This window comes from Phenylobacterium sp. (genome assembly GCF_041913825.1).
Taxonomy (GTDB): Bacteria; Pseudomonadota; Alphaproteobacteria; order Caulobacterales; family Caulobacteraceae; genus Phenylobacterium.
Genome location: NZ_JAYSEO010000026.1, coordinates 1 through 25340 on the forward strand (window position 1 = coordinate 1; position 25340 = coordinate 25340).

Annotated in this window: 20 protein-coding genes and 1 pseudogene; 19 read left to right on the forward strand and 2 right to left on the reverse strand. The window is 72.3% G+C overall.

Annotated features, from left to right (window positions below):
- The 8 genes and pseudogenes from ACE3Q8_RS18700 to ACE3Q8_RS18735 all read left to right on the forward strand — a co-directional run.
- A pseudogene (locus ACE3Q8_RS18700) lies at positions 1 to 249 on the forward strand (P-type conjugative transfer protein TrbL); the annotation flags it as partial.
- Complete coding sequence (trbF, locus tag ACE3Q8_RS18705) at positions 246 to 929, forward strand: conjugal transfer protein TrbF (RefSeq protein WP_374471816.1); 684 nt, start codon at positions 246 to 248, stop codon at positions 927 to 929. The pseudogene ACE3Q8_RS18700 and the gene trbF, both read left to right, overlap by 4 nt.
- Positions 929 to 1681, forward strand: coding sequence for a P-type conjugative transfer protein TrbG (gene trbG / locus ACE3Q8_RS18710; RefSeq protein ID WP_374471817.1), 753 nt, complete (start codon positions 929 to 931; stop codon positions 1679 to 1681). The genes trbF and trbG overlap by 1 nt, the downstream gene beginning before the upstream one ends.
- Positions 1678 to 2718, forward strand: coding sequence for a TrbI/VirB10 family protein (locus ACE3Q8_RS18715; RefSeq protein WP_374471818.1), 1041 nt, complete (start codon positions 1678 to 1680; stop codon positions 2716 to 2718). Before trbG ends, ACE3Q8_RS18715 begins: the two co-directional genes overlap by 4 nt.
- A gap of 367 nt (positions 2719 to 3085) precedes the next feature.
- Positions 3086 to 4774, forward strand: coding sequence for an amidohydrolase (locus ACE3Q8_RS18720; RefSeq protein ID WP_374471819.1), 1689 nt, complete (start codon positions 3086 to 3088; stop codon positions 4772 to 4774).
- A 91-nt stretch (positions 4775 to 4865) separates the two neighbouring features.
- Positions 4866 to 6365 (forward strand): CoA-acylating methylmalonate-semialdehyde dehydrogenase, encoded by a 1500-nt coding sequence (locus ACE3Q8_RS18725; RefSeq protein WP_374471820.1) that lies wholly within the window; start codon positions 4866 to 4868, stop codon positions 6363 to 6365.
- 170 nt (positions 6366 to 6535) lie between these two features.
- On the forward strand, positions 6536 to 7447 hold the full coding sequence (locus ACE3Q8_RS18730) for a LysR substrate-binding domain-containing protein (protein WP_374471821.1): 912 nt from the start codon (positions 6536 to 6538) through the stop codon (positions 7445 to 7447).
- The gene (locus ACE3Q8_RS18735; protein ID WP_374471822.1) at positions 7444 to 8388 is read left to right on the forward strand and encodes a 2-hydroxyacid dehydrogenase; all 945 of its coding nucleotides are present in this window, start codon (positions 7444 to 7446) and stop codon (positions 8386 to 8388) included. Before ACE3Q8_RS18730 ends, ACE3Q8_RS18735 begins: the two co-directional genes overlap by 4 nt.
- Here ACE3Q8_RS18735 and ACE3Q8_RS18740 read toward each other — a convergent pair.
- On the reverse strand, positions 8382 to 8906 hold the full coding sequence (locus ACE3Q8_RS18740) for a hypothetical protein (RefSeq protein ID WP_374471823.1): 525 nt from the start codon (positions 8904 to 8906) through the stop codon (positions 8382 to 8384). The genes ACE3Q8_RS18735 and ACE3Q8_RS18740 overlap by 7 nt on opposite strands.
- Positions 8907 to 9134: 228 nt before the next feature.
- On the opposite strand from ACE3Q8_RS18740, the gene ACE3Q8_RS18745 reads away from it, so the two are divergent.
- The 9 genes from ACE3Q8_RS18745 (at position 9135) to ACE3Q8_RS18785 (ending at position 19324) form a co-directional block, all read left to right on the forward strand.
- Positions 9135 to 11504 (forward strand): TonB-dependent receptor, encoded by a 2370-nt coding sequence (locus ACE3Q8_RS18745; RefSeq protein WP_374471824.1) that lies wholly within the window; start codon positions 9135 to 9137, stop codon positions 11502 to 11504.
- 197 nt (positions 11505 to 11701) lie between these two features.
- Entirely contained in the window at positions 11702 to 12991 is a 1290-nt protein-coding gene (gene gabT / locus ACE3Q8_RS18750; protein WP_374471825.1) for a 4-aminobutyrate--2-oxoglutarate transaminase, read from the forward strand.
- Between the two features lies 1 nt (position 12992).
- Positions 12993 to 14474: an NAD-dependent succinate-semialdehyde dehydrogenase gene (locus ACE3Q8_RS18755; RefSeq protein ID WP_374471826.1), complete on the forward strand. Its 1482-nt coding sequence runs from the start codon at positions 12993 to 12995 to the stop codon at positions 14472 to 14474.
- Complete coding sequence (locus ACE3Q8_RS18760) at positions 14471 to 15244, forward strand: transporter substrate-binding domain-containing protein (RefSeq protein WP_374471827.1); 774 nt, start codon at positions 14471 to 14473, stop codon at positions 15242 to 15244. The genes ACE3Q8_RS18755 and ACE3Q8_RS18760 overlap by 4 nt, the downstream gene beginning before the upstream one ends.
- The gene (locus ACE3Q8_RS18765; protein ID WP_374471828.1) at positions 15244 to 15900 is read left to right on the forward strand and encodes an amino acid ABC transporter permease; all 657 of its coding nucleotides are present in this window, start codon (positions 15244 to 15246) and stop codon (positions 15898 to 15900) included. The genes ACE3Q8_RS18760 and ACE3Q8_RS18765 overlap by 1 nt, the downstream gene beginning before the upstream one ends.
- The gene (locus ACE3Q8_RS18770) at positions 15897 to 16622 is read left to right on the forward strand and encodes an amino acid ABC transporter ATP-binding protein (RefSeq protein WP_374471829.1); all 726 of its coding nucleotides are present in this window, start codon (positions 15897 to 15899) and stop codon (positions 16620 to 16622) included. Before ACE3Q8_RS18765 ends, ACE3Q8_RS18770 begins: the two co-directional genes overlap by 4 nt.
- 20 nt (positions 16623 to 16642) lie before the next feature.
- Positions 16643 to 16996, forward strand: a complete 354-nt coding sequence (locus tag ACE3Q8_RS18775; protein WP_374471830.1) for a cupin domain-containing protein — start codon at positions 16643 to 16645, stop codon at positions 16994 to 16996.
- Between the two features lies 1 nt (position 16997).
- Positions 16998 to 18389, forward strand: coding sequence for an NAD(P)/FAD-dependent oxidoreductase (locus ACE3Q8_RS18780; protein ID WP_374471831.1), 1392 nt, complete (start codon positions 16998 to 17000; stop codon positions 18387 to 18389).
- Between the two features lie 41 nt (positions 18390 to 18430).
- On the forward strand, positions 18431 to 19324 hold the full coding sequence (locus ACE3Q8_RS18785; RefSeq protein ID WP_374471832.1) for a DMT family transporter: 894 nt from the start codon (positions 18431 to 18433) through the stop codon (positions 19322 to 19324).
- 327 nt (positions 19325 to 19651) lie between these two features.
- Here ACE3Q8_RS18785 and ACE3Q8_RS18790 read toward each other — a convergent pair whose 3' ends face one another.
- Positions 19652 to 21886, reverse strand: a complete 2235-nt coding sequence (locus tag ACE3Q8_RS18790) for a hypothetical protein (protein ID WP_374471833.1) — start codon at positions 21884 to 21886, stop codon at positions 19652 to 19654.
- A gap of 340 nt (positions 21887 to 22226) precedes the next feature.
- Here ACE3Q8_RS18790 and ACE3Q8_RS18795 point away from each other — a divergent pair, with 340 nt between their 5' ends.
- Together ACE3Q8_RS18795 and ACE3Q8_RS18800 are read left to right on the forward strand one after the other, a co-directional pair.
- Complete coding sequence (locus ACE3Q8_RS18795; protein WP_374471834.1) at positions 22227 to 22916, forward strand: TetR family transcriptional regulator; 690 nt, start codon at positions 22227 to 22229, stop codon at positions 22914 to 22916.
- Between the two features lie 189 nt (positions 22917 to 23105).
- Complete coding sequence (locus tag ACE3Q8_RS18800) at positions 23106 to 25319, forward strand: TonB-dependent receptor (RefSeq protein WP_374471835.1); 2214 nt, start codon at positions 23106 to 23108, stop codon at positions 25317 to 25319.
- Positions 25320 to 25340: the final 21 nt, after the last annotated feature.

The following is a 25340-nucleotide window of genomic DNA, read 5'->3' on the forward strand; positions in this document are numbered from 1 at the left end:
GCCCTGGCCGCCGCCCGGGCGCGGCTGGCCGGCCGGTCCGCCGCGCCGCCGCCGTCGCCGGGGTCGTCCCCGACCCCCGCCGATCCGCCCCCGCCCGCCGACGACGGCGGCGTCGCGCCGGCCTGGGCCCGTCGCCTCCGCGACCGCCAGGCCCTGGCGTCCGGCGTCTCGGCCGCCGCCCACGCCCTGCGGGGCGGCGACAGCGGCCAGGCCGGCCTTTCCATGCCCCTCAGGGAGGAGGACAGATGACCCCGTTCCGCGGACCGTCCCGCTACGCCCGCACCCCCGAGCCGGAGACGCCCTACCAGCGGGCCGGCCAGGCCTGGGACCTGCGCCTGGGCGCCGCCCGCGTCCAGGCGCGCAACTGGCGGCTCGCCGCCCTGCTGGCGCTGGGCGTGGCCGCCACGGCCACCGCCGGCCTCGCCTGGCGGGCCGGCGCCGGGACCGTGACGCCCTGGGTGGTGGAGGTCGACCGCCTCGGCCGCGTCCAGGCGGTGGGGCCGGCCGCAGACGGCTGGCGCCCCACCGACGCCCAGGTGGCCTGGCGGCTCGCCGACTTCGTGCGCGAGGCGCGCAGCGTGCCCGCCGACCCGGTGGTGCTGCGCGACAACTGGCTGCGGGCCTGGGGCTCGGCCACCGGCGCCGGCGCCCGGGCGCTCGCCGAGCACGCCCGGGCCCACGACCCCTTCGGCCGCGTCGGCCGCGAGCAGGTGACCGTGGAGGTGGCCTCGGTGGTGCGCGCCTCGCCCTCCAGCTTCCGGGTGGAGTGGGTCGAGCGCCGCTACGTGGACGGGGCGCTCGTGGACGCCGAGCGCTGGAGCGGCATCCTCGGCGTGACGCTCCGCCGCCCTGTCGACCCCGCCACCCTGCGGGCCAACCCGCTCGGGGTCTTCGTCTCCGCCCTCGACTGGTCCCGGGAGCTCTCCTGATGCGCCTTCCATGCCTCGCCGCCCTGGCGGCGGCCGCCGCCACCCCCGGTCTCGCCGGGCCCCTGCCGCCGGCGGTCCACGCCTGGTCGCCGGGGACCCTCTACGCCGTCACCGCAGCCCCGGGCCGCGTCACCGACATCGCGCTGGAGCCGGGCGAGAGCCTGGCCGGGCAGGGGCCGGTGGCGGCGGGCGACACCGCCCGCTGGATCATCGGCCAGGCCGAGAGCGGGGCGGGCGCCCAGCGCCAGGCCCACGTCCTGGTGAAGCCCGTCCAGGCCGGCCTCGCCACCAACCTGATCATCCATACCGACCGCCGCTCCTACCTCCTCGAGCTGCGCTCCACGGAGGCCGCCTGGACGCCCCAGGTGGCGTGGCGCTACCCGGCCGGCGAGCTCACGGCGCTGGCGCGCCCGGCCACGGCGGGCCCGTCGTCGGCCGCGCCCGCCGCGCCGCCGGCGGTGGATCCCGCCGCGCTAAACTTCAACTGGCGCATCGAGGGGCGGGCGCCGTTCCGGCCGGTCCGGGTCTTCGACGACGGCCGGCGCACCTATGTGGACTTCCCCGACACCGTCCGCCGAGGCGAGCTGCCGCCCCTGTTCGCAGCAGGCCCCGACGGCGCCCTGGAGGGCGTCTCGGGCCGCCTGGCCGGGAGCCGCCTGATCGTCGACCGCGTGTTCGCCCGGGGCGAGCTGCGGCTGGGGGCGGGGCGCCGCGCGGCGCGGGTGGCTCTGGTGCGGGAGGTCGCGCCGTGACCCCCCCGAGGGACGAGGAGCGGGCGCTCGCCCGCCGGCTGAGGCTGCGCGCGGCCGGTCCCGTCCCGGTCCGGCTGAGGCCGGCGGCCGTGGCCGCCGCCGCGGGCGTGGGCGCGGCGGGGCTGGCGGCGGTCGTCGGGCTGGCGCTCTCGGACCGAAGTTCCCTGCCGCGCGCGCCGGCCCGCCAACCCCCGCCGGCGCCAGCGCTTCCGGAGGCGCTCCGCCGGCTGCCCCGCGACTACGTCACGTCGAAGGACGTGCCGGTCCTCGGCCCGCCCAGGCCGCCCTGGTCGGGGCCGCCGGCCCCGCCGGGCGACGGCGGACGGACGCTCCCGCCGGCCCCGCAACCGGATCCGCGCGCCGAGGCGCTCCAGCAGGCCCGTGAGAGCCGGCTGTTCAGCGCGACGGCGGCGGCTGCGCCGGCTCCAGCTGCGCCGGTTGCGGCCGCAGCGCCGGAGGCCGTCGCGGCGCGGACGCTCCCGGCGGGCGCGGTGCTCCGCGCAGCGCTCGTCACCGCCATAAGATCGGACGTGCCGGGGCCGGTGATCGCCCAGGTGATCGCCCAGGTCCCGGATCTGGCGGGCGGTCCGCCCCTCGTGCCCCAGGGCGCCCGCCTCATCGGCGCCTATGCGCCGGCGTCGGCTGGGGAGGGGCGGCTGCGGGTGACGTGGGCGCGGTTGGTCCTGCCGGACGGGCGCGCGATCGCCCTCGGAGCGGTGGCGGCGGTGGATCCCCAAGGCCGCGCCGGCCTTGGCGGACGGGTGGAGCGGCCCTGGGGGCGGATGCTGGCGGCCTCGCTGGCCAGCCTGGGCCTGGCGGCGGCGGGCGAGCTGGGCGCGTCCTCGGAGGACGATCTCGTGCGGGCCCTGCGGCGGGGCGTCTCCGACACCGCCGTCCTGACCGGCGGACAGGCCGTGGCTCGGGCCATGGACCTGCGGCCGGTGATTTCCGTGCCGGCCGGGACCCTGGTGCGGGCCGTGCTGCTGGAGGATGTGGTGTTCACCCCCGCGGCCCCGGAAGCCGCTGCGGCTGGATGACCAGCTGATCGGGTGCGGCTGCGGCGGTCATCCTGGCGGTGGCGGTTCTGCCAGCGGCGCCCAGCCGACGCGGCGCGCAGCCCACGGGAAGCCGTTCGCCAGCCCTGGTCCCCAGTCGCTGTTCCGGGCCGGCTGGCGGCGAGATCACCGGGCGACCAGTAGGCCCGTCGACAGCGCGGCCCTGCGAGGGTCCGAGGCCCGCGGCCTGAGCCCGCTTGCGGACGCGGCGGCGGCCAGCGGACAGCCCGGATGCGGCCGGGGGGCGCGGATCGGGACCGGTGGTGACTAGAGGTCACCTGCCTGGTCATGGTTCACACCTTTCCGCCTGCGCGCCCATGGGGTGGTATCGCGGCAAAGGAGAGTCGGCATGCGTACGGCCCAACTGTTGCTCGCGGCGGCGAGCAGCGCGCTCGCCCTGGCCCTGTCCTCGCCCGCGACGGCCGCGGATGTGGCTGCGGACCTTGTCTTCGTCAACGGCAAGGTCATCACCGTGGACGGCAAGGACACCATCGCGAGCGGCGTGGCCGTGAAAGGCGACCGCATCGTCGCGGTCGGCGATGTCGCGGCCTGGCGAGGGGCTCAGACGAAGGTGGTCGACCTGAAGGGGCGCGCCCTGCTGCCCGGCTTCATCGACGCCCATTCCCATGTGGAAGGCATGGCCGGCGTCGAGGCCCGCTACGTCAAGATTCAGGCCCCGCCGCTGAAGGATGGCAAGGCGATCATCGCCGAACTCAAGAAGGCGCAGGCCAAGCTGGCGCCGGGCGCCTGGCTGGTGGGGCAGGGCACCTACAATCAGGTGATGCCCACGCGAGCGGAGCTCGACGCCGCGTTCCCGGACAACCCGGTGCGACTGATCTGGAGCGCCCATGACTCCCTGATCAACCACAAGGCCGCTCAGGTCATGGGGATGACCAAGGACTGGCCCGACCCGGGCCCCGGCCATTCGGGCCGCTACGAGCGGACGGCGAACGGCGAGGTGGCCATCGTCCGTGACGCCCCCGCGCCCTGGCCGGCGCAGGACGCCTTCACCTACCCCGAGCTGAAGGAGGCGGTCCGGGACATCCTTGACGACTTCTATCTGAAGAAGGGCGTCACGACCGTCTCGGACCTGTCCACGCCAACCGCCTACCGGGCCATGCAGGACCTCCGCAAGGAAGGGCGGCTGCCGACCCGCGTGCGGATGAACTACTTCGTTCGCGACCCCAAGATGATGGACGTCGTCGAAGCCTCCGGCGTGACGACCGGCCTGGGCGACGACTGGCTGCGGTTCGGCGCGGTGAAGCTCATCGCCGATGGCGTCTGGGGGACAACGGCGGCGGTCTACAAGCCCTTCTGGAATGGCTCCGGCACCACCTGGATGCCGAACAACACCGGCGGCGTGAACTACGACCAGGACACCCTGAACAAGCTTGTGCTGCGGGCCTACGAGAAGGGGTGGCAGGTCGAGGTCCACGCCAATGGCGACCGGGCCCAGGACATGGTGCTGACGGCCTACGAGGCGGCCAAGGCGGCCCGGCCGCGGGAGGATGACCGTCTGCGCATCGAGCACTTCGGCCACTTCCTCGTCCAGGACCCGCAGCGGACCGAGGAACGGCTGCAGCGCATGAAGCGCAGCAATGTGATCATCTCGCCTCAGGTGGCCTTCCTCTGGCGTCTGACGGACGTCAACGTCCGCGAGCCGGACGTGAAGTTCTTCCCGATGAAGAGCCTCATCGACCGCGGCTTCCGGCCGGCAGGCGGGGTGGACACGATCGGGACCCAGAACTTCGCCACCTATCCGATGTTCTCGATCGCGCGTGCGGTGAACCGCGACACCAAGTTCGGCACGGTTGTCCAGCCCGAGGAGGCGATCAGCGTGATGGACGGCATCCGGATGTTCACCATCTGGAGCGCCGAGGCGAACTTCCTGGAGAAGGACTTCGGCAGCATCGAGGTGGGCAAGGTCGCCGACCTCGTGGTGCTCGCCCAGGACCCGCTGACTGCGCCCAAGGCCAAGCTCGCCGACATCCCGGTCGACATGACGATCCTCGACGGCAAGATCGCCTACGCCCGCTGAGCGCGCCGCTGTCGCGGCCTTTCCAAGTCCCAGAATCCTGTCGCCGGCCTGCCCTGAAGGCGCTGGACCGGCGCTGCGCGGAGATTTCGCAGTGCGCACCATCCTGCATCACATCGACGGCGGGGCCGTCGATGGCGGCGCCCGTCGCCAGCCCGTCTTCGATCCCAACGTCGGACGCCCCCAGGCGGAAGTGGTACTCGGCGACGCGAGCGTCGTCGAGGCCGCCGTGGCGTCGGCCCGTACGGCGCAGCCTGCCTGGGCCGCCCTGAACCCCCAGCGCCGGGCCCGCGTCATGTTCGAGTTCAAGCGGCTCATCGAAGCCGAGATGGACGCGCTCGCGGAGCTGCTGGCGTCCGAACACGGCAAGGTCGTCTCCGACGCCAGAGGCGACATCCAGCGCGGCCTAGACGTGGTCGAGTTCGTCTGCGGCGCGCCGCACCTTCTCAAGGGCGAATATTCCGTGGGCGCCGGGCCCGGGATCGACGTCTACTCCATGCGCCAGCCGCTCGGGGTCTGCGCGGGGATCACGCCCTTCAACTTCCCGGCCATGATCCCGCTCTGGATGCTGGCCCCGGCCATCGCCGTGGGGAACGCCTTCATCCTGAAGCCGTCCGAGCGCGATCCCTCCGTGCCGGTCCGGCTGGCCGAGCTGCTGCTGCAGGCCGGCGCGCCGAAGGGCGTGCTCAACGTGGTCCAGGGGGACAAGGCCGTCGTCGACGCCATCGTGGACCATCCGGACATCAAGGCGGTGAGCTTCGTCGGCTCCTCGGACATCGCCCAATACGTCTATGCCCGCGGCGCGGCGGCCGGAAAGCGCATGCAGTGCATGGGCGGGGCGAAGAACCACGGCGTTGTCATGCCCGACGCGGACCTGGACCAGACGGTCAACGACATCCTCGGCGCGGCCTACGGGTCGGCCGGCGAGCGCTGCATGGCGCTGCCTGTCGTGGTGCCCGTGGGCGAGAGCACGGCCACGGCGCTGCGCGCGCGCCTGATCGATGCGATCTCGGGCCTGAGGGTGGGAGTCTCCACCGACCCGGACGCCCACTACGGCCCGGTGGTGAGCGCCGCGCACAAGGCCCGCATCGAGGGCTACATCCAGCTGGGCGTCGACGAGGGCGCCGAGCTCGTCGTCGACGGCCGGGGCTTCAGCCTGCAGGGCCACGAGGAAGGCTATTTCCTCGGCCCCACCCTCTTTGATCGCGTCACGCCGGAGATGCGCAGCTACCAGGACGAGATCTTCGGGCCCGTGCTGCAGATCGTCCGCGCCCACAGCCTTGATGAGGCGGTGGCCCTCGCGTCGCGGCATCCCTACGGAAACGGGGTCGCCATCTTCACGAGGGACGGCGAGGCGGCGCGCGAATTCGCGTCCGAGGTGGAAGTGGGGATGGTCGGGATCAATGTGCCGATCCCGGTGCCGGTCTCCTATCACACCTTCGGCGGCTGGAAGCGTTCGGGCTTCGGCGACCTCAACCAGTACGGCATGGACGGCGTCCGCTTCTACACCCGGACCAAGACCGTCACCCAGCGGTGGCCGAAGGGCGGCAAGGCGACGGCGGACCAGAGTTTCGTCATCCCCACCATGGCCTGATGAACGCCCACCGGACGGGCGACCCGCGGCGGGATCCAGCGACAATGGGCGCTTTGACAACCCCGGTGGTTCTCCCGAGGTTGGACCCGGTCGATTCGGGTGAGAGCGTCATGGCGCAGCAGGGCCAAGGGTCGGGAGCGGGGGCGCGGCCGTCGCCGGCGCGGCGCCTGATGCCGCCCTTCGCGGCGCTCCGCGCGTTTGAGGCCGTCGGGCGCCTGGGCGGCATCCGGCGGGCGGCCCAGGAGCTCAGCGTCGACCACGCGGCCATCAGCCGGCACCTGCGGGGGCTCGAGGAATGGGCCGGCGTCAAGCTGATCGACCGGGACCAGGGCGGGCGCCTGACGCCGGAAGGCGCGAAGTACCTCGCCCGGATCTCCGCCGCGCTCGAGGAGATCAGCCGCGCCACCATCGACCTCACCCATCGCGGAGACGACAGCCGGCTGGTGATCTGGAGTGTCCCGGGATTCGCCTATCGCTGGCTGATCCGCCGGCTGCCGGACTTCAACGCCGCCCATCCGGGCTTCGACCTGGAGGTCCGCCCGACGGACCACGCTCCGGATTTCAGCCGCCACGAGGCGGATGCCGACATCCGCTACATCCGCGACCTGGCCCCGGCGGCGGAGGCCGACGTCCAGACCTTCCAGATCGCCCGGCCCCCGGTGTTCCCGGCGGCCACGCCCCAGGTCGCCGCGAGGATCGGTGTCGGCGCCCCGGTCGTCAGCCTTCTGGGCGAGACCCTGCTGCACGAGGACGACGACAGCGAGTGGCGGACCTGGCTCGCGGCCCGCGACGTGGAGACGCCCGACCGCCTTGGCGGCCCCCGGCTCTGGCACGCCCACCTCACCCTCGATGCGGCGCGCCGGGGGCAGGGGATCGTGCTGACCAACGCCCTCCTGGCCGGGGATGAGCTGGCGTCCGGGGAACTCGTCGAGCTCAGCCTCCGGCCGACCGCGCCCGAGATCCGCCTGGGATCCTATGTCTTCCGGACCCGCAAGGACCGCTGGCGGGACCCGTCGGTGACCAAGTTCCGCCGCTGGCTGGAGAAGGCGGCGGCGCGGGATGCGACGGCCGAAGCGCGATGACCGCCCCGCGCCGGCCGGTTCTGCTGGTCGCCTGCGAAGGCGTCGACACGGAGGCCTGGCTCCAGGCGCTGCGGGCCGCCGCGCCGGAGGTGGAGCTTCGGCTGTGGCCCGACGGCGGTGACCCTGCGGAGATCGATTTCGGCCTGGCGTGGGGCAACCCGCCAGGCTTCTGGCGCGCCTTCCCGAGCCTTCGGGCGATCTTCTCCCTGGGCGCCGGCGTCGACGGCCTGCTGGCGGACGCGAGCTTGCCGGACGTTCCGATCGTGCGCATGGCGGACCCCAGCCTCACGGGGGCGATGGTGGAGTTCGTGGTCATGCGGACCCTGCATCACCATCGGCTGATCCACCTCTACGAGCAGCAGCAGGCCGCGGCGGTCTGGCGGCCCGCAAGGCCGCCCCTGGCGCGTGACCGCCGCGTCGGCGTCATGGGCCTGGGGGCGCTCGGCGGCGCATGCGCCCGGAGCCTCGCGTCCTTCGGCTTCCAGGTCCGCGGCTGGTCGCGGGGGCCCCGCGAGATCGCCGGTGTCGAGACCTTCCACGGCCTGGCCGCCCTCGCCGACTTCGCGGCCGGCTGCGAGATCCTGGTCTGCCTCCTGCCGCTGACGGCCGAGACGCACGACGTGCTCGACGCCCGGCTGTTCGCCGCCCTGGCGCCGCAGGCCTGCCTCATCCAGGTCGGCCGCGGCGCGCAACTGGTGGAAGCCGACCTGCTGGCGGCGCTCGAGAGCGGCCAGATCGCCGCCGCGACCCTGGACGTGTTCCGGAGCGAGCCGCTGCCGGGGGACCATCCCTTCTGGGCCCATCCCCGGGTCCGGGTCATCCCGCATGCGGCGGCCTTCACCTACCCCGAGACCGCCGCCCCCGTGCTGGCGGCCAACCTCCGGCGTCTGCTGACCGGGGCGCCCGCGGAGGACGTCGTGGATCCTGGCGCCGGCTACTGAGCCGTCGGTCCATGGGCGTGATCGTGGCCCTCGTAGCGGTCGGCTTCCTCGTGCGCCCGCTCGACCGCCGCGCGCAGGCGGCTCCGAAGGTCCGGATGCGCCGGGCTGTGGGCGTAGACGAAGCTCGGCGACTGCCAGGCCTCGACGGCGCCGCTGAGGCGGCCCACGAGGTCGCCCTCCTGGTCGAGCGCATAGCTGACGGTGAGCCCCTTGTAGCTCCGTGACCAGCTCGCCGGCCCGAAGGCTGCTGATGAGACCACGTCGGGAGCGTTCGGGTTCATGTGCTCGCCGACGCCGCCGGGCCGAAGGCTATAGCGGTCGGTGACCTGGCCGGCGATGCGGATCTCCAGAACGTCGGGGGCGGGCGCGACCACCTCCAGGACCACGGGCTCGCCACGGGCGTCGGGGACGACGAACGCCTGTCCCACGAGGCGTCCAAGCAGGCCGGCGTCGGCGGCTTGCGCGGAGGAACCCAGGGCCAGGGCGGCGGCGGCCGCCGCAATCATGCGAGACAACATCGGCGCAGCGTGTCCAGCCGCGTGCGGCGAGGTCAACAGGCGCGCGCGGCGGATGCGCGCCGACGGCCGGCGCGCGCCGAGACGCGTGGTGACCGCAGGTCAACGCTTCGGCTGTGTTTTGCACCTCCCGGTCCCCGGTAAACACGGGGAAGGTCCGCGTCAGGAAGGTGCAGCCAGGCTGCGGGGCCGAGACGCCACAGGCGCGGGCCGTGTGAGAGGGGATAGTCCATGGCGTTGAAGGTTTCGCGACGCAGTCGCTTGCTCGTGGGCGCGGCCACGACGGCCGCCACCCTGGGTCTGGCGCAGACCGCCCTGGCCCAGGACGGGGTGACCCAGGTGGACGAGATCGTCATCACGGCCACCAAGCAGGCCGTGCAGCTGAGCAAGGCGCCGATCAGCGTCAGCGCCTACAGCCAGGAGGCGCTGGACGAACGCGGCATCCGTGACGTTCGCGACGTGGCGCTCCAGACGCCCGGCGTGGACATCCCGCAGGATCGGACGGCCCGCATCGCCATCCGCGGCATCGAATCCACCGCCGGCGCGGCCACCGCCGCGGTGTACATCGACGATACGCCGATCCAGGCCCGCAACGCATCGATCAACTATGCCGGCAGCACGGTGCCGTTCATCTTCGACCTGGAGCGGATCGAGGTGCTGCGCGGGCCGCAGGGCACCCTGTTCGGCTCCAGCTCGCAGGGCGGCGCCATCCGCTTCATCACGCCGACGCCGAGCCTCGCCAGCTACAGCGCCTATGCTCGCGCCCGGGCCAGCATCGTCGACGACGGCGATCCGAGCTACGAGGCCGGCGTGGCGGTCGGCGGGCCGATCGTCCAGGACCGCCTCGGCTTCCGCGTCAGCTTCATGCAGCGGGAAGAGGGCGGCTGGATCGACCGGCAGAGCTGGCAGGACCCCAACGACCGGGAGGCCAACAGCAACGCGACCCACGCCTCCATCTTCCGGGGCGCCCTGAACTTCGCCCCCACGGACTGGCTCTCCATCCAGCCCAGCCTCTACTACCAGAACGTCAAGCAGGACGACCGCTCGGCGCTGTACACCCGCTGCCCGGCGGCCATCCCGCTCGCCCCGACCGTCAATCCGTGCCGCGACGGCGTCGCCGATCCGGACTCCGGCGACTTCACCAGCTACGCGCCCTTCGCCCAGCCGCAGAGCGACCGCTTCATCCTGCCCGCCATGAAGGTGATCGCCGAGTTCGATCCGGTGACGGTCACGGCGGTGAGTTCCTACCTCTATCGCAAGGTGAACTCGTTCAACGACGCGACCCACGTGAACGACCGCACCTCGCTGGGGGCGGCCTGGCTGTTCCCGATCATCCCCGGCCAGCGCCCGCAGACCTTCCAGAACCCGGTGACCGAGCAGCGGCTCGCCACACATGAACTGCGGTTCAACAGCGCCGATCCGGGCGCCCGCCTGCGGTGGACGGCCGGGGTGTACGCCTCCCGCGCCTCGCTGAAGTCGGACGTGCCGATCACCTCGGCGCACTACCCCACCGCCTACCAGCTCCGCTTCGGGACGCCGCTGGCCGCCGCGCGCTTCATGGTGGACGGCGTCCATCGCTACTACGGCAACGAGAACACCATCGAGAAGACGGTGGCGGTGTTCGGCAACGTCGACTTCGAGATCGTCCCCGACCTGACCCTGAGCGTCGGCGGCCGCTATTCGAAGGACACGCTGAAGTTCGACATCATCGAGCGCGGCGTCTCCTACGCCGGGGGAATCTCGACGGCGGCCGGCAAGCTCAGCGAGAAGCCGTTCACGCCGCGGGTGGCGCTGTCCTGGCAGCAGAGCGACGACACCCTGGTCTACGCCTCCTTCGCCAAGGGCTACCGGACCGGCGGCGTCAACAAGGCCGTGCCCGACATCTGCGAGGCCGACCTGGCGGCCCTGGGCATCGAGGGCGGCAACACCTACGACTCGGACAAGACGAAGACCTACGAATTCGGCGTGAAGAGCGCCTTCCTCGACCGGCGCGTCGCATTCCAGGCCTCGCTGTTCCACACCAAGTGGACGGACATCCAGCAGCAGATCCGTCTGCCCTGCGCCTTCAGTCTGGTGGCCAACACGGCCTCCGCCGTGAGCAAGGGCGGGGACCTCAACGTCACCGTTCGGGCCACGGACGCCCTGACCCTGAACGCGGCGGTGGGCTACACCGACGCCTACTACACCGACACCATCATCGTCGGCACGTCGCCGCTGGTGTTCAAGGGCCAGACACTGGGCGCCACCCCCTGGACCCTGAATCTGTCGGCGGAATACGCCTTCGAGGTCGCCGGGCGCGACGCCTTCGTCCGGGGGCAATGGAGCTCCAAGAGCGCGAATGACGGGCCGTTCCCGTTCCAGAACCGGACGTCTTCCGTCTTCGACCCCACCCGCAGCGAAGGCCTCTACGCCACGAGCCAGCTGGACCTGCGCGCCGGCATGGACGTGACGCGCGAGGTGAGCCTGGAGCTCTACGTCGAGAACGCCCTCAACAACGTGTCCTGGACCACCAACGCCCCGGTCTACCAGGCCGGGCCGCTCTGGACGGGCCAGACCATCAAGCCGCGCGTGATCGGCATCCAGGCGACCGCCCGGTACTGATCGCGCCGGGAGCGGGGCTCCTCCCCACCGCTCTCAGCGAAAGGCGCTCGTCCGCGAGCGCCTTTCCACTTTCTGGGCGGGCGATCCTCAGGGCGCGAGGTGACTTCCGGTCACCATCGGTGGCCGCGTTATCGCCTGTCTCGGCCGGGGACTTTCCGCGAACCTGATCTCAGTCACCGCAACCAAGAGCGTCCACCTTGTCCTCCAACGCCCAACTCCACGCCCGCCGGGACGCCGCCGTTCCCCGGGGCGTCGCGAACGCCACCGCCGTCTATGCCGCCCGTGCCGAGAACGCGGAACTCTGGGACGAAGAGGGTCGGCGCTACGTGGACTTCGCGGGCGGCATCGCCGTGCTGAACGTCGGCCACCGCCACCCCAGGGTGATCGAGGCGGTCCGCAGCCAGCTCGACCTCTACACCCACACAGCCTTCCAGATCGTGCCGTACGCCCCGTACATCGAGCTGGCCGAGCGCCTGAACGCGCTGGCCCCCATCGAGGGGCCCGCCAAGACCATCTTCTTCACCACCGGCGCCGAGGCGGTCGAGAACACCGTGAAGATCGCCCGCGCGGCGACCGGACGCAGCGCCGTGATCGCCTTCGTCAACGGCTTCCATGGCCGCACGCAGCTGACCATGGGCCTGACCGGCAAGGTCGCGCCCTACAAGCGTGGCTTCGGCCCGGCGCCTGCCGAGCTCTACCACCTGCCGTTCCCGAACGCGCGCTACGGCGTCAGCGTCGAGGACAGCCTGCGGGCGCTGCAGTTCCTGTTCGCCGCCGACGTGGGCCCGGACCGGGTGGCCGCCATCATCGTCGAGCCTGTGCAGGGGGAGGGGGGCTTCAATTCCGTTCCGGCGGAGCTGATGACGGCGCTGCGCGAGACCTGCGACGCCCACGGCATCCTGCTCGTCGCCGACGAGGTGCAGACGGGCTTCGCCCGGACCGGCAAGCTCTTCGCCATGGAGCACTATGCGGTGAAGCCCGACCTGATCTCCGTCGCCAAGTCGATGGCCGGCGGCTTCCCCCTGTCCGGGGTGATCGGCCGCGCCGACATCATGGACAAGGTCGAGCCGGGCGGGCTCGGCGGCACCTACGGCGGCTCGCCGGTCGCCTGCGCGGCGGCGCTGGCGGTGCTCGACATCATCGCCGAGGAGAAGCTGGTGGAGCGCGCCAATGCGCTGGGCGAACGGCTGAGGGCGCGGCTTCACACCTTCACGTCCCGCAATGATCTCATCCCCGTCTCGGCGCCGCGCGGGCCGGGCGCGATGATCGCCTTCGACGTGCTGGCCTCCCGCGGCGGTCACGATCCGGACGGCGCCGGCGCCAAGGCGCTGACGGCCCGGGCGCTGGAGAAGGGGCTGGTGATCCTGTCCTGCGGCCAGTTCGGCGAAACCATCCGCATCCTCGTTCCGCTGACCGCCTCGGACGCGGTCATCGACGAAGGCATGGACATCCTCGAGGCGGCGCTCGCGGCGCCGCTGGGCGCCTGACATGGGCACGATGACTGGAGAACGGGTCCGCCTGGCGCTCGCCCGCCCGGACCTTCTGCGTGAGCAGGGCTTCGTGGGCGGCCGGTGGGTCGGGCAGGCTGGTGGGTTCGAGGTGACCAACCCGGCCACGGCCGGCGTCCTGGCGGCCCCCGCCCGGCTCGGCGGGCCGGAGGCTGAGGCGGCTGTCGCCGCGGCGCACGCGGCCTTCCCCGCGTGGAGCGGTCGCTCGGCCAAGGATCGGGCGGCCGTGCTCAAGGCCTGGCATCGGCTGATCCTCGACAACGCCGAGGATCTCGCGCGGCTGATGACGGCCGAGCAGGGCAAGCCGCTGGCGGAGGCCCGCGGCGAGGTCGCCTATGCGGCCGCATTCATCGAGTGGTTCGCCGAGGAGGCGCGCCGCGTCTACGGCGTCACCATCCCGGGGCACATGCCCGACAAGCGGCTGGTGGTGACCCATGAGCCGCTGGGCGTCGTGGGCGCCATAACGCCCTGGAACTTCCCGGCCGCCATGATCACCCGCAAGGTGGGGCCGGCGCTGGCGGTCGGCTGCACCGTGGTGCTCAAGCCGTCCGAGCTCACCCCGCTCTCGGCCCTGGCTCTCGCGGTGCTGGCGGAAGAGGCGGGCGTTCCGGCCGGGGTCTTCAACGTGGTCATGGGCGACGCCCTAGGCATCGGCGAGGTTCTGACCACGGATCCCCGCGTCCGGAAGTTCACCTTCACCGGCTCCACGCCGGTGGGAAAGATGCTGGCGGCGCGATGCGCCGGCACCGTCAAGCGTGTGAGCCTGGAACTGGGCGGCAATGCGCCGTTCCTGGTCTTCAATGACGCCGACGTCGACAAGGCGGTGGCGGGCGCCATCGCCTCCAAGTTCCGCAACACGGGCCAGACCTGTGTCTGCGCAAACCGCTTCTATGTGCAGTCGGGCGTCTATGACGCCTTCGCCGCCCGGCTGGCCGAGGCCGTCGCGACCCTGCGCGTCGGCGACGGCCTCGCCGGGCCGACCGACCAGGGCCCGCTGATCGACGAACGCGCCCGCAGCAAGGTGTCGGCGCACGTGGTCGACGCCCTCGAAGGCGGCGCTCGCACGCTCACCGGCGGCGCGGCGCTGGAGGGGGCCGGGGCCTTCTTCCAGCCGACCGTCCTCGCGGACGTTCCTCCCGGGGCGTTGCTGTGCCGGGAAGAAACCTTCGGCCCGGTGGCCGGGCTGGTCCGCTTCGAAAGCGAGGCCGAGGCTGTCGCCCTGGCCAACGACACCTCGGCGGGACTCGCCGCCTATGTCTTCACCCGCGACAACGCGCGCGTCTGGCGCGTCGGGGGAGCCCTGCAGTACGGGATGGTGGGGATCAACACAGGCTTGATCTCCACCGAGGTGGCGCCCTTCGGCGGCGTGAAGGAATCCGGCCTGGGACGGGAAGGCTCGCTGTTCGGCGTGCGCGACTACGTGGACACCAAGACGCTGTGCCTCGAGGTGGAGCCTGCATGACGCTGGCGCGGGGGCAGTCACGTCGGGCCCTGCTGGCGGGCCTGGGCGCCGCCGCGCTCGCGCCCGGCTGCGCCCGGACCCCTGACGCCCGGGTCGCCGGCGGGTTCGTGGTGGGCTCCACCGCGACCGGGGTGCCGTTCAGCTTCTATGACGTGCGGACCAACGAGCTCACCGGCGCCATGGTCGACATCGCCCGGGCGGTGGCGGCGCAGGCGGGCTTCCCCGTCGAGGTGCAGGCCACCGCCTTCTCTGCGCTCATCCCGTCGCTGCGCGTCGGCAAGATCGACCTGATCGCCGCGGCCATGTTGCGCACGCCGGCGCGTGAAGCCGTGGTCGCCTTCAGCGATCCTGTGTACGCCTATGGCGGCGCGATCGTGGCGCGTGCCGGGGACGCCAGGCGCTACCCCGACCTCCCGTCCCTGAGAGGCCGCCGGGTCGGCGCCCAGGTGGGCGCGCGGTTCGTGGACCAGCTGTCGGACGCCGGCGTGTCCGGCGTGCGGACCTACGACAACCTCGCCGACATCCTCCGGGATCTGCGACTCGGCCGTCTGGACGCCGCCTACGGCGATGAGCCCATCATCCGCTACTACCTGCGTGTGACCCGCACCCGCGCCCTGCGACTGGCGGAGGAATTCGCGCCAGGGGAGCGCGAACAGGTCTGCCTGATCCTGCGCAAGGAGGACACCGAGCTCGCCGCCCGCGTCAACGCGGCCATCGCCGAGATCAAGGCGACGCGGATCGCCGCCATCGTCCGCCAATGGGGATTGTGATGCCCGAGGACTTCCTCGCCCGCGCCGTCGAATTCCTGCCCGTGCTGCTCAAGGGCGTGCTGGTGACGGTCCAGGTCACCGTCGGGGCCCTGCTGCTCAGCATTGTTCTGGGCCTGATGTGGGCGCTCATGGGCCGCTCCCGGCTGCGTCCGCTGCGGGTGGTCAGCCGCGTGGTGATCAACGTCGTGCGCGGCGTGCCGATCATCGTGCAGCTGTTCTACGTCTATTTCGTGCTGCCGGAACTCGGGCTGAGCCTGGACGCCATGGCGGCCGGGATCGTCGGGCTGGGGCTCGCCTATTCCGTCTACCAGGCCGAGAACTTCCGGGCGGGCTTCGACTCGGTCGATCCGGCCCTGATCGAGGCGGCGCAGTCCCTTGGGCTCAGCGAGCGCAAGATCCTGCAGCGGCTGATGATGCCTCTGGCGTTGCGCACCGCCCTGCCGCCCTTCGGCAACACCTCGATCATGCTGCTCAAGGACTCCTCCATCGCCTCGACGATCACCGTGGCGGAGCTCACACGGGCAGGCCAGCTGCTCGCCATCTCCACATTCCAGAACATGACCGTCTACACCCTGATCGCGCTTCTCTATCTGGCCATCAGCCTCCCCCTGACCCTGGCCGTGCACCAGCTCGAGCGCCGGATGGCCCGGCGATGATCGAGGTTTCCCATGTCCGGAAGGCCTTCGGCGCCAACGAGGTCCTGCGCGACGTCAGCTTCGAGGTGGCCCGCGGCGAGGTGGTCTGCCTCATCGGCCCCTCGGGGTCGGGCAAGTCCACGGTGCTGCGCTGCATAAACGGGCTGGAGGCCCATGACGGCGGGGAAATCCGCGTGGACGGCCTCCCGGTGGCCCCGCGCTCGCTGCCGGCGGTCCGGGGCAAGCTCGCGATGGTGTTCCAGCGGTTCAACCTCTTCCCGCACCGCACGGTCCTGGAGAACGTCATTGAAGGGCCGGTCCACGCCCAGGGCAGGTCCCGGGCCGAGGCCGTCGCCGAGGCGCGCGACCTGCTCGCCAAGGTCGGCGTCGGCGACAAGGCCGACGCCTTGCCCGCGCAACTGTCCGGCGGCCAGCAGCAGCGCGTGGGCATCGCCCGCGCCCTGGCGATGAAGCCCGAGGCCATCCTGTTCGACGAGCCGACCTCCGCCCTCGACCCCGAGCGGGTGGGCGATGTGCTCCGGATCATGCGCGACCTGGCCGCCGAGGGCATGACGATGGTGATCGTCACCCACGAGATGGGGTTCGCCCGCGAGGTCGCGGACCGGGTCCTGTTCATGGACGGCGGCGAGATCGTCGAAGCGGGACCCGCGCGGGAGCTGCTGACGGCGCCGCGGGAGGCCCGCACCCGCACCTTCCTCGACCGCGTCCTGCGGCCGCTTTGAGTTTCGTCCCGGAGCCCCCGATGCCGATCATCACCTTCCAACCCGCCGTTGTGTTGCAGGACCTTCCCGCCCCCGTGCCGGTGAAGGTTCCCCTGGGCGAACCGGTCGCCGAGACACGAACCAGCAGCTTTCAGGGCGAGGCCGGGTCGCGGGCGGGCGTGTGGGAATGCTCGCCCGGAGCGTGGCGGCGCCAGATCCTGCAGGCCGAGTTCTGCACCTTCCTCGAAGGCGAGGCGGTCTTCGAGCCCGACGAGGGCGAGCCCGTGCGCATCAAGGCCGGCGATGCCGTCTACTTCCCGGCCAATACGGGCGGGGTCTGGCGCATCGAGCAGACGCTCCGGAAGGTCTTCGTCGTGTTCGACGAACAGGCCTGACGTGGAACGGCCCGACTATCGCGGCGCCAGCTACTGGCTGGAGACGGCCGGCGAAACGCTGACGCCCCGGCCGCCGCTCGCCGGCGACGTCACCGTGGACGTGGCGATCCTCGGAGGCGGCTACTCCGGCCTGTGGACCGCCTATTACCTGCTTCGCGACAACCCCGGCCTCGAGGTGGCGATCGTCGAAGCCGAGATCTGCGGCTATGGCGCGTCGGGCCGGAACGGCGGCTGGTGCTCCAGCCGCTATCCGCTGCATCCCTACGCCCTGGAGGCGCGATACGGGGCTGAGACGGCGCGCGAGACCATCCTGGCGATGTACCGCGCGGTCAAGGAGGTCGGACGGGTTTGCGCCGAGGAGGGTATCGAGGCCGAGTTCCGGATGAACGGCATCCTCAGCCTGGCGCGGGGGGAGGCCCAGATGGCGGCGGTGCGTTCGGCCCACGCCGCCTACGAACGGCTGGGCTTCGGCGACGGCAACCGCCTTCTCGCCGAAGACGAGGCGCGCGCGCGGGTCAACGTCACCGGGATCAAGGGCGCCCTGCACACGCCGATGAGCGCGGCGGTGCATCCCGCCAGGCTTGCGCGGGGGCTTGCCCGGGCGGTGGAGCGCCACGGCGGCGTGATCTACGAGCAGACCCGCGTGGAGCGGCTCGTTCCAGGGACCGACGCAGCCTTCGAGACGGACCGCGGTCGGGTGCGGGCGCGTCGCGCCCTGGTGGCCGCCGGCGAGGCCTACCTGCCAAAGCTGCGCGGCTTCGATCGGGCGCTGGTCCCCATGTCGTCCAGCATCGTCCTCACCGCGCCCCTGAGCGCCGCCCAGTGGGACGAGATCGGCTGGCGGGGCGGCGAGGGCCTGGGCTCCCAGGCCCACATCGTCGACTATCTGACCCGCACCAGCGACGGCCGGATCCTCTACGGCAGCCGCGGCGCGCCCTATCTGTTCGGCTCGGCGACGGAGGGGGCCGCGGATGCGTTCGCGCGCACCTCTGCGGAGATGCGGGAGCAGCTCCGCGGCTGGTTCCCGGTCCTGCGGGACGTGGATTTCACCCATGCGTGGCACGGCTTCCTCGGGGTCTCCCGCGACTGGAACGTGAACGTCAGCTTTGATCCCGGCGCCCGCGTCGGGGCGCTGTACGGCTATACCGGGCGGGGCGTGTCGACGACGAACATGGCTGGCAGGCTGCTGTCGAGCCTGATCCTCGGCAGGGAGACGCCGCTCAGCCGCCTCCCGCTGGCGGGCCGATCGTCGCCCCGTTGGGAGCCGGAGCCGTTGCGGTGGCTCGGCATCCGCTACGTGCAGGACGCGATGCGGCGGATGGACGTCGCGCGCGACGCCGGCCGGCGGGCGCCGCTGGACGCGCCGCTGGCCAAGCGTCTCGGCGACCAGTAGCTACGGACCGCGCCCTGGAGGCGTGTACGGGATGCAGGACCATGGCCGGCGAGCGCCCACTTTCCGGCATGACGCAGCCGACGTCGCTCGGCGCCACGGGAGCGGTGCTCGCGGGCCTAGTCTTCCAGAACCTCGGAGCGGCCTACGCCAAGACGCTGTTCGCCACGGTGGGCGTGCTCGGAACCACCGCGCTCAGGGTCACCCTGGCGGCGCTGGTGCTCAGCGCACTTGCGCGGCCCTGGCGGCGGTCGAGGGACGTCCGCAGCTGGCGCGCGCTCGGGGCCTACGGGATGGTGCTCGGCCTGATGAACATCAGCATCTACGAGGCGTTCGCGCGCATCCCCATCGGGGTCGCCGTGGCCATCGAGCTGATGGGGCCGCTCGCGGTCGCCGTTCTCGGGTCCCGGCGATGGATCGACCTGGTTCCGGTCGGCTTCGCCGTGGCTGGCCTGGCGCTCCTGACGCCGATCGCAGGCGCGGACCGCCTGGATCCGTATGGCGTCGCCTTCGCTGTGGCCGCCGCGGTCGCCTGGGCGCTCTACATCGTCTGCGGCGCCCGCCTGGCGGAGGAGGGCGGGGGGCCCGCCACGGTGGCGCTGGGTCTGGTGATCGCCGCCGTGGTGACTGCGCCCCTGGGCTTGTACGCCGCGGGCGGCGCGCTTCTGGACCCGCGCATGCTGGCAGCGGGCCTCGCCCTGGCGCTTCTCTCCAGCGTGGCGCCCTATACGTGGGAGATGGTGGCGTTGCGCCGGCTGACCCCGCGCGTCTTCGGCCTTTTCGTCTGCTCGGCCCCGGCGATCGCCGCCCTCCTCGGTTGGCTCGTCCTCGGGGAGGGCCTCGCGCCCGCGCACGGTGTGGCCATTCTCATCATCATGATCGGGTGCCTCCTCGGCGCCTGGAAGGCGCCGGCCAAGGAACCGGTGACCACCTATTGACATGGCGCCTTGCCCGCCCGTCTTGAGCGAGGCCGGTCGGCGGCGAAGGAGGACGTGATGCGCGGATGGATCGGCAGGTTCTGGGGGCTCTTCGACGCATTCAGCCGCGGCGTGGAGCGAGGGTTCGACGCGGCGGCCCGACACACGCACCTGCGCTGAGATCTTACCGCCCGCGGGGCATGGGCGCCGCGGCGCCGGTGCGGGCCGGCACGTGCGGCCACCGCGCCTTGAGCTCCCGCCCACCGTGCAATCGTTTCACGGCCTGCCCGCCAGGAACGAGGGCCGGCGCTCGGCGGCCACGGCGCAATGCGGCCGCTGGCGCGGGGGTCAGGCTTCCCGCGGGCCGTTGCTCCCTGCACCACGGGGCGGATCCCAGACGGCGTCCAGCACCCGGGCGGCGATGGCCGCCTTGTGGCTCGGCAGGAAGCGGGCGTAGTGGCGCTGGATCGAGCCAGGGGTGTCCTGGATGGCGTAGGCGGCCTGCTCGAAGGAGCCGGTCATCTTGAGCACATGGGTGGCGAGCACCGCGCGCACCGCGTGGGGGCCGTGGGGCAGGAGGCCGGGGATCGCGCCGCGGCCGGTGTAGGGGTTGTGGACCCCGTGGCGCGCGACGATCCCGCGCCAGGCCTCGTGGAAGCGGAAGCGGTCCAGGGCTGGCGGGTCTCCGGGGCTTCGGACGTGGCGCACGAAGACGGCGCCGGGGTCGGCGGCGCCGGCCAGCAGCACCCGGCGGTGGCGGGTGAGGTAGTCGGCGATCAGGTCGTAGAGGCCGCCGCGATCCGGGATGGGCAGGCGGAAGGGCGCGCCCCCGAAGAAGGATGAGCCCGCGTTCTTGAAGGCCGCGGGAGGCGCGAAGACCTCCCAGTGCTCCCGCAGCGGGTCCCAGCGCAGCTCGGCGCGCCGCAGGGCGGCGAGCTTGCGCTCGGGGCGGGGGGCCTGGCCGGGCGGGCAGATGAGGAGCTCGGAGAGGTTGCGCGACCGGAAGCCCAGCTGCAGCCCCAGCCTGAGCATGAGCACGCCGCGGATCGCCTCGGCGGCGCGCACGGGATCGCGGCGCGGGCAGGGCGCGTGGCGCAGGGCCTCAGCCGGGATCTTCAGGTACTCGGCCAGGGGGCTTGCGGCCTCCAGCACCGGCAGGATGGCTTCGAACGGGTCGCGGTGGGAGCGCGCCACGCGGCCGAGCTCGCGCGCCCGCATCCGGGCGAAGCCGTGGAGCCTGGCGCAGGCCCCCGGCCAGTCGGCCCGCACCTGGGCGATGTCCTCGGCGCTCACCAGCCCCTCCAGGGGCCGCAGCGTGCCGGCGAGGTCCGGGGACTGGGTGAGCCAGCCCGCCTCGGGGTGGGCGAGGGCGGCGGCGGTGTCGAGCATCTGCGCCTCCCAGCGGGTGAAGAAGCCGCGCCGCCGCTCGCGCCAGGCCAGGTGCCAGTCCCAGACGGCCGGCAGGACGAGCAGGGCCAGGGTGAGGTCCTCGACGGCGACGCCCAGCCCCCGCACCGGTCCTCGCGGCGAAGCGGCCAGGGCGCCCAGCAGCAGGCCGAAGCGGTGGGCGTGCTGGGCCGCGGTGGCGGGGTTCCAGAGGCCGCGCCGCAGCCGGCCGGGCGGCGCGAGGGCGGCGGTCTTGAAGGCGATGAGGTCGGCCATCTGGGCGGCGAGGGGATCGCCGGCCATCCGCCGGGCGACCGGCTGGCGGGCCTGGCCGGTGCGGGTGGTTCCCGGGACGGCGGCGGCCGAGACGCCGTCGAAGGCGATCCGGTAGGGGTGGCGACCGGCGCGGGCCTGGTAGCGGCGGTAGTCGGATCCGGCGCCGAAGGTGCGCCGGACCCAGGCCAGGATCTCGGCCTGCTCGGCCGCCGGGCGGGCGGCGTAGTCGTCGGGGAGGCGCCAGCGGGCGTCGCGCACGGTGGGGGGGCGCCGGGGCGGGCGGGCGAGGCGGGCGGCGAGCTCGCCCTCGGGAAGGCCGTAGCGTCGCTCGATGGCGGCGACGGCGGCGAGGCTGGCCGGGCCGGGGCGGGCCTCGCCGCGGCGCCACTTCACCAGCCGGCGGACCGCGATCGGCGCGCCGGCTTCGGCGAGCCCCCGGGCCAGGCTGGCGGCGCCTTCGCCCCAGCGGCGCATGGCGGCGTCCAGGGCCGCGGCGAAGTCGGCCGCCGCGGCGGCGGGCCGGGGCGGGGCCGGCGGGCGGCCCCGCGGGCGGGCATGGGGGCGGCGGGCATGGGGGCGTGGGGCCTCCGGGCCAGGGGCCGCCCGGGCGCCGGCGCCGAGCTCACGGAGCAGGCGGTGGAAGGCTGGCGCCAGGCGGCGGCTCGCCTGGCGCAGCGCGACGGGATCGATCCCGCACGCCTCGGCGATGGCTGTCCAGGCGAGCCCGCGGCCATGGCCGGGCAGCGGCGCGCCGGCCGCCGCCTGGACGCGGGCCCAGGCGATCAGCGCCTCGGCCTCACGCGGACCGAGACGGGCGGCGGCGGCGGACGCCAGGGTCTGGAGAGCGGCCTCCAGATTCGCCCCCGGAGAGGCGCCCGGAACGCCAGCCGGCTTCGGCCGCGCCGTGTCGGGGGCGCCCATGCGTTGGTTTTCCATCGATGGCAGAGACGCGCGCGCGGGCGCGCGGCCCTGGCGGGGGGGGGCGAAAAAAACCGCTTGCGCCCAAGGCCTCCAGATTGGACGACACGGGGCGAGGGCCTGTCGACGGCGGCGACGAGCGCCGGCGCCCGGGCGGTGTCGAGGCCGGTTTCGGGTCCCCCGGCGGCGTCGCCAAGGGGCCGAATTCGGTTACTCCCACGACGTCGTCAGGGGCCGTTCTGGGCGTAACAGGGCGTCTAATGTCGGTGTAAGTGTCTGAAACGACGAGGGAAAACGGAGTTTGTGGCTCTGGAGGTCCCCCGTTCGATCCGGGGGGGATGACGTGAACGACAGTCCGGGAGCGGCGCCGCGGGGCCGGCGGCCGAAGGGGCAGGGGCCCGACCTGCGCGAAGCGATCCTCGACGCGGCCGAGGCGCTGTTCTCGCGTCACGGCTTCTACGGGGTCACGGTGCGCCAGGTGGCCTCCGAGGCCGGGGTCGACACCGCCCTGATCCACTACTACTTCGGCGCCAAGCGCGAGCTGTTCGACAGCGTCTTCGCCCGCCGTGCGGAGATCCTCAACGAGGCGCGGCTGCGCGCCATGCAGGCCTACGAGGACGGCGCCGCCGGCCGGATGAGCGTGGAGGGCGTGATCGAGGCCTTCATCGGCCCGCTCATCGAGCTGTCCATGACCAACGACGAGGGCTGGAAGAACTACTTCCGGCTGGTCGCCCTGGTAAACAACACGCCGGCCTGGGGCGGGGAGACCATGCACCGGTTCTTCGACCCGGTGGTCCACCGGCTGGTCGACAGCCTGAAGGCGGCGCTGCCGGGCGCCGAGACCCGCGACCTCTACTGGTGCTATCAGTTCCTCACCGGCTCGATGATGTTGGCGCTGTCGGAGACCGGACGCATCGACCAGCTCTCCGACGGGCTCTGCCGCTCCACCGACATGGAGGCGGTGCGCGCCCGCCTCTATGCCTACTGCGCGGCCGGCATCGCCGAGGTGGTGCGCCGTAAGCCGTCCCCCTGAGCTCGACTGTGGCGAAGCGCCACTGTGACCAGAATTCATCACCCGATTAAAATCCGCCCTGCGGCGTCGTCCCACCGCTGGCGTCCCGGCCCCGAACTACGGCAGATTGCCGCGTAATTCGCTTAGCGATGAATTCTGCGCCGAACCGACGCTCCATGGGGGACGGGCGGGCGGCGCCGGGAGGATCTTATGAAGGCTCTCATGAAGGCGGCGCTCCTCGCGAGCGCGGCTTGGTCCGTCATTCCGACTCTGGCCGTGGCCCAGGAAGCCGCCGAGGCGGGTGTTGTCGAGGAACTGGTGGTCACCGCGCGGCGTCGCGAGGAGACCCTGAAGGACGTGCCCGTGGCGGTCACGGCGCTCTCCGCCGAGCGCCTGGAGGCCACCGGCGCCACCGACCTGACCACCCTGCAGCAGTCCACCCCGAACACCACGGTGCAGGTGGCCCGCGGCTCCAACTCCACGCTGATCTCGTTCATCCGCGGCGTCGGCCAGCAGGATCCGCTGTGGGGCTTCGAGCCCGGCGTCGGCCTCTATGTGGACGACGTCTATGTCGCCCGCCCGCAGGCCGCGGTGCTGGACATCTTCGACATCGAGCGCGTGGAAGTGCTGCGCGGGCCGCAGGGCACGCTCTACGGCCGCAACACCATCGGCGGCGCCATCAAGTACGTGACGGCGAAGATCGAGGGCGATCCGGAAGTCCGCCTGCGCGCGAACCTTGGCTCCTACGACCAGCGCGACGTCATCGCCTCGGCCAAGGCGCGGGTGAACGACATGGTCGCTGTGGGCCTCACCTGGGCGAAGTTCGACCGTGATGGGTTCGGCAAGAACCTGACCACCGGGGCCGAGCACTACGACAAGGACGTCAGCGCCGCGCGCGCCACGGTCGAGTTCACGCCGAGCGAGAACCTGTTTTTCCGCCTGGCCGGCGACATCGTCACCGACCGCTCCAATCCGCGCCACGGCCACCGGGAGTTGCCGGTCACCACCCTGGCCGGCGTCGTGCCGGGCGGCGGCGTGCTGGACGATGTCTACGACACCCGCGCCGGGTCCGGCGACCACAACATCGTGGAGGCGCGCGGCGTCTCGTTCATGGGCCAGTGGGACGTCTCCGACGTCCTGACGATCAAGTCGATCAGCGCCTACCGCGCCGGCGAGACCGAGGGCACCATCGACTTCGACACCGAGGCCGCGCCCTACCTCGACATTCCGGCCCGCTACAACGACCACCAGTTCACCCAGGAACTGCAGTTCCTCTACACGGGCGACCGCATTCAGGGCGTGTTCGGCGTCTACTACCTGAACGCCACGGCCGCCGGCGCCTTCGACACGGTGCTCGGCCAGGCCGCGACCACGACGGCCACCGCCGGCCACGTGGACACCGAGAGCTGGTCCGCGTTCGCCGACGTCAGCTTCGACGTGACTGACGCCCTGTCGGTTTCGGTGGGCGGGCGCTATACCCGCGACGAGAAGACCGGCCGCGTCTACCGCCAGAACTTCACGGGCATCCGCAGCCCGCTGTTCGGCAACAACCTGGCGGTCCCGGGCCTGCTCCGTTCGAACTTCACCAGCTCGGACACCTACGAGCGGTTCACCCCGCGGGTCAGCGTCAGCTACGACTTCAACCCGGACATCACCGGTTACGTGTCCTACAGCCAGGGCTTCAAGTCGGGCGGTTTCGACATGCGCGCCGACGCGATCCTGACCCCCACTTCGGTGGAGGGCTACGATCCGGAGAAGGTGGAATCCTACGAAGGCGGCCTGAAGGGCTACTTCTTCGACCGCCGGCTCTCCCTGAACTCGGCGGTCTTCTACGCCAAGTACAAGGACCAGCAGGTGACCCTGCAGACGCCGGTCGGCACGTCCATCGCCAGCCAGGTGCTCAACGTCGGCCGTTCGCACATGTACGGCGCCGAGCTGGAAGGCGTGGCGACCCTGACCGACTTCCTGTCGGCCAACTTCTCGCTGGGCTACATCAAGGCCGAGTTCGACGAGTACCGTGCGCTCGACCTGACGGCGACGCCGCCCGTCAGCCGCGACTTCGCCGACAGCCGCGTGTTCCAGAACACCCCGGAATGGACCGGCAATGTGGGCCTGACCTATCGCCGCGACCTGGGCGACCACGGCTCGATCAGCTTCATCCCGAGCGCATCCTACCGCTCGTCCTTCTCGATGTTCGAGGTGCCCTCTATCCTCGACCAGGACGGCTACTGGCTGGTGGACGCGAGCCTGGTCTGGACCTCGGCCAACGACAAGTACCGTGTCGGCCTGCACGGCCGGAACCTGACGGACGAGGAGTACCGCGTCGGCGGCTACAACTTCCCCGGCGGGCTCTTCGCCAACTCGGTGACGGCCTACTACGGCCCGCCGCGTACGGTGACGCTCTCGCTCGAAGCGAAGTTCTAAGCTAGACGCCCGGCTCTCCCT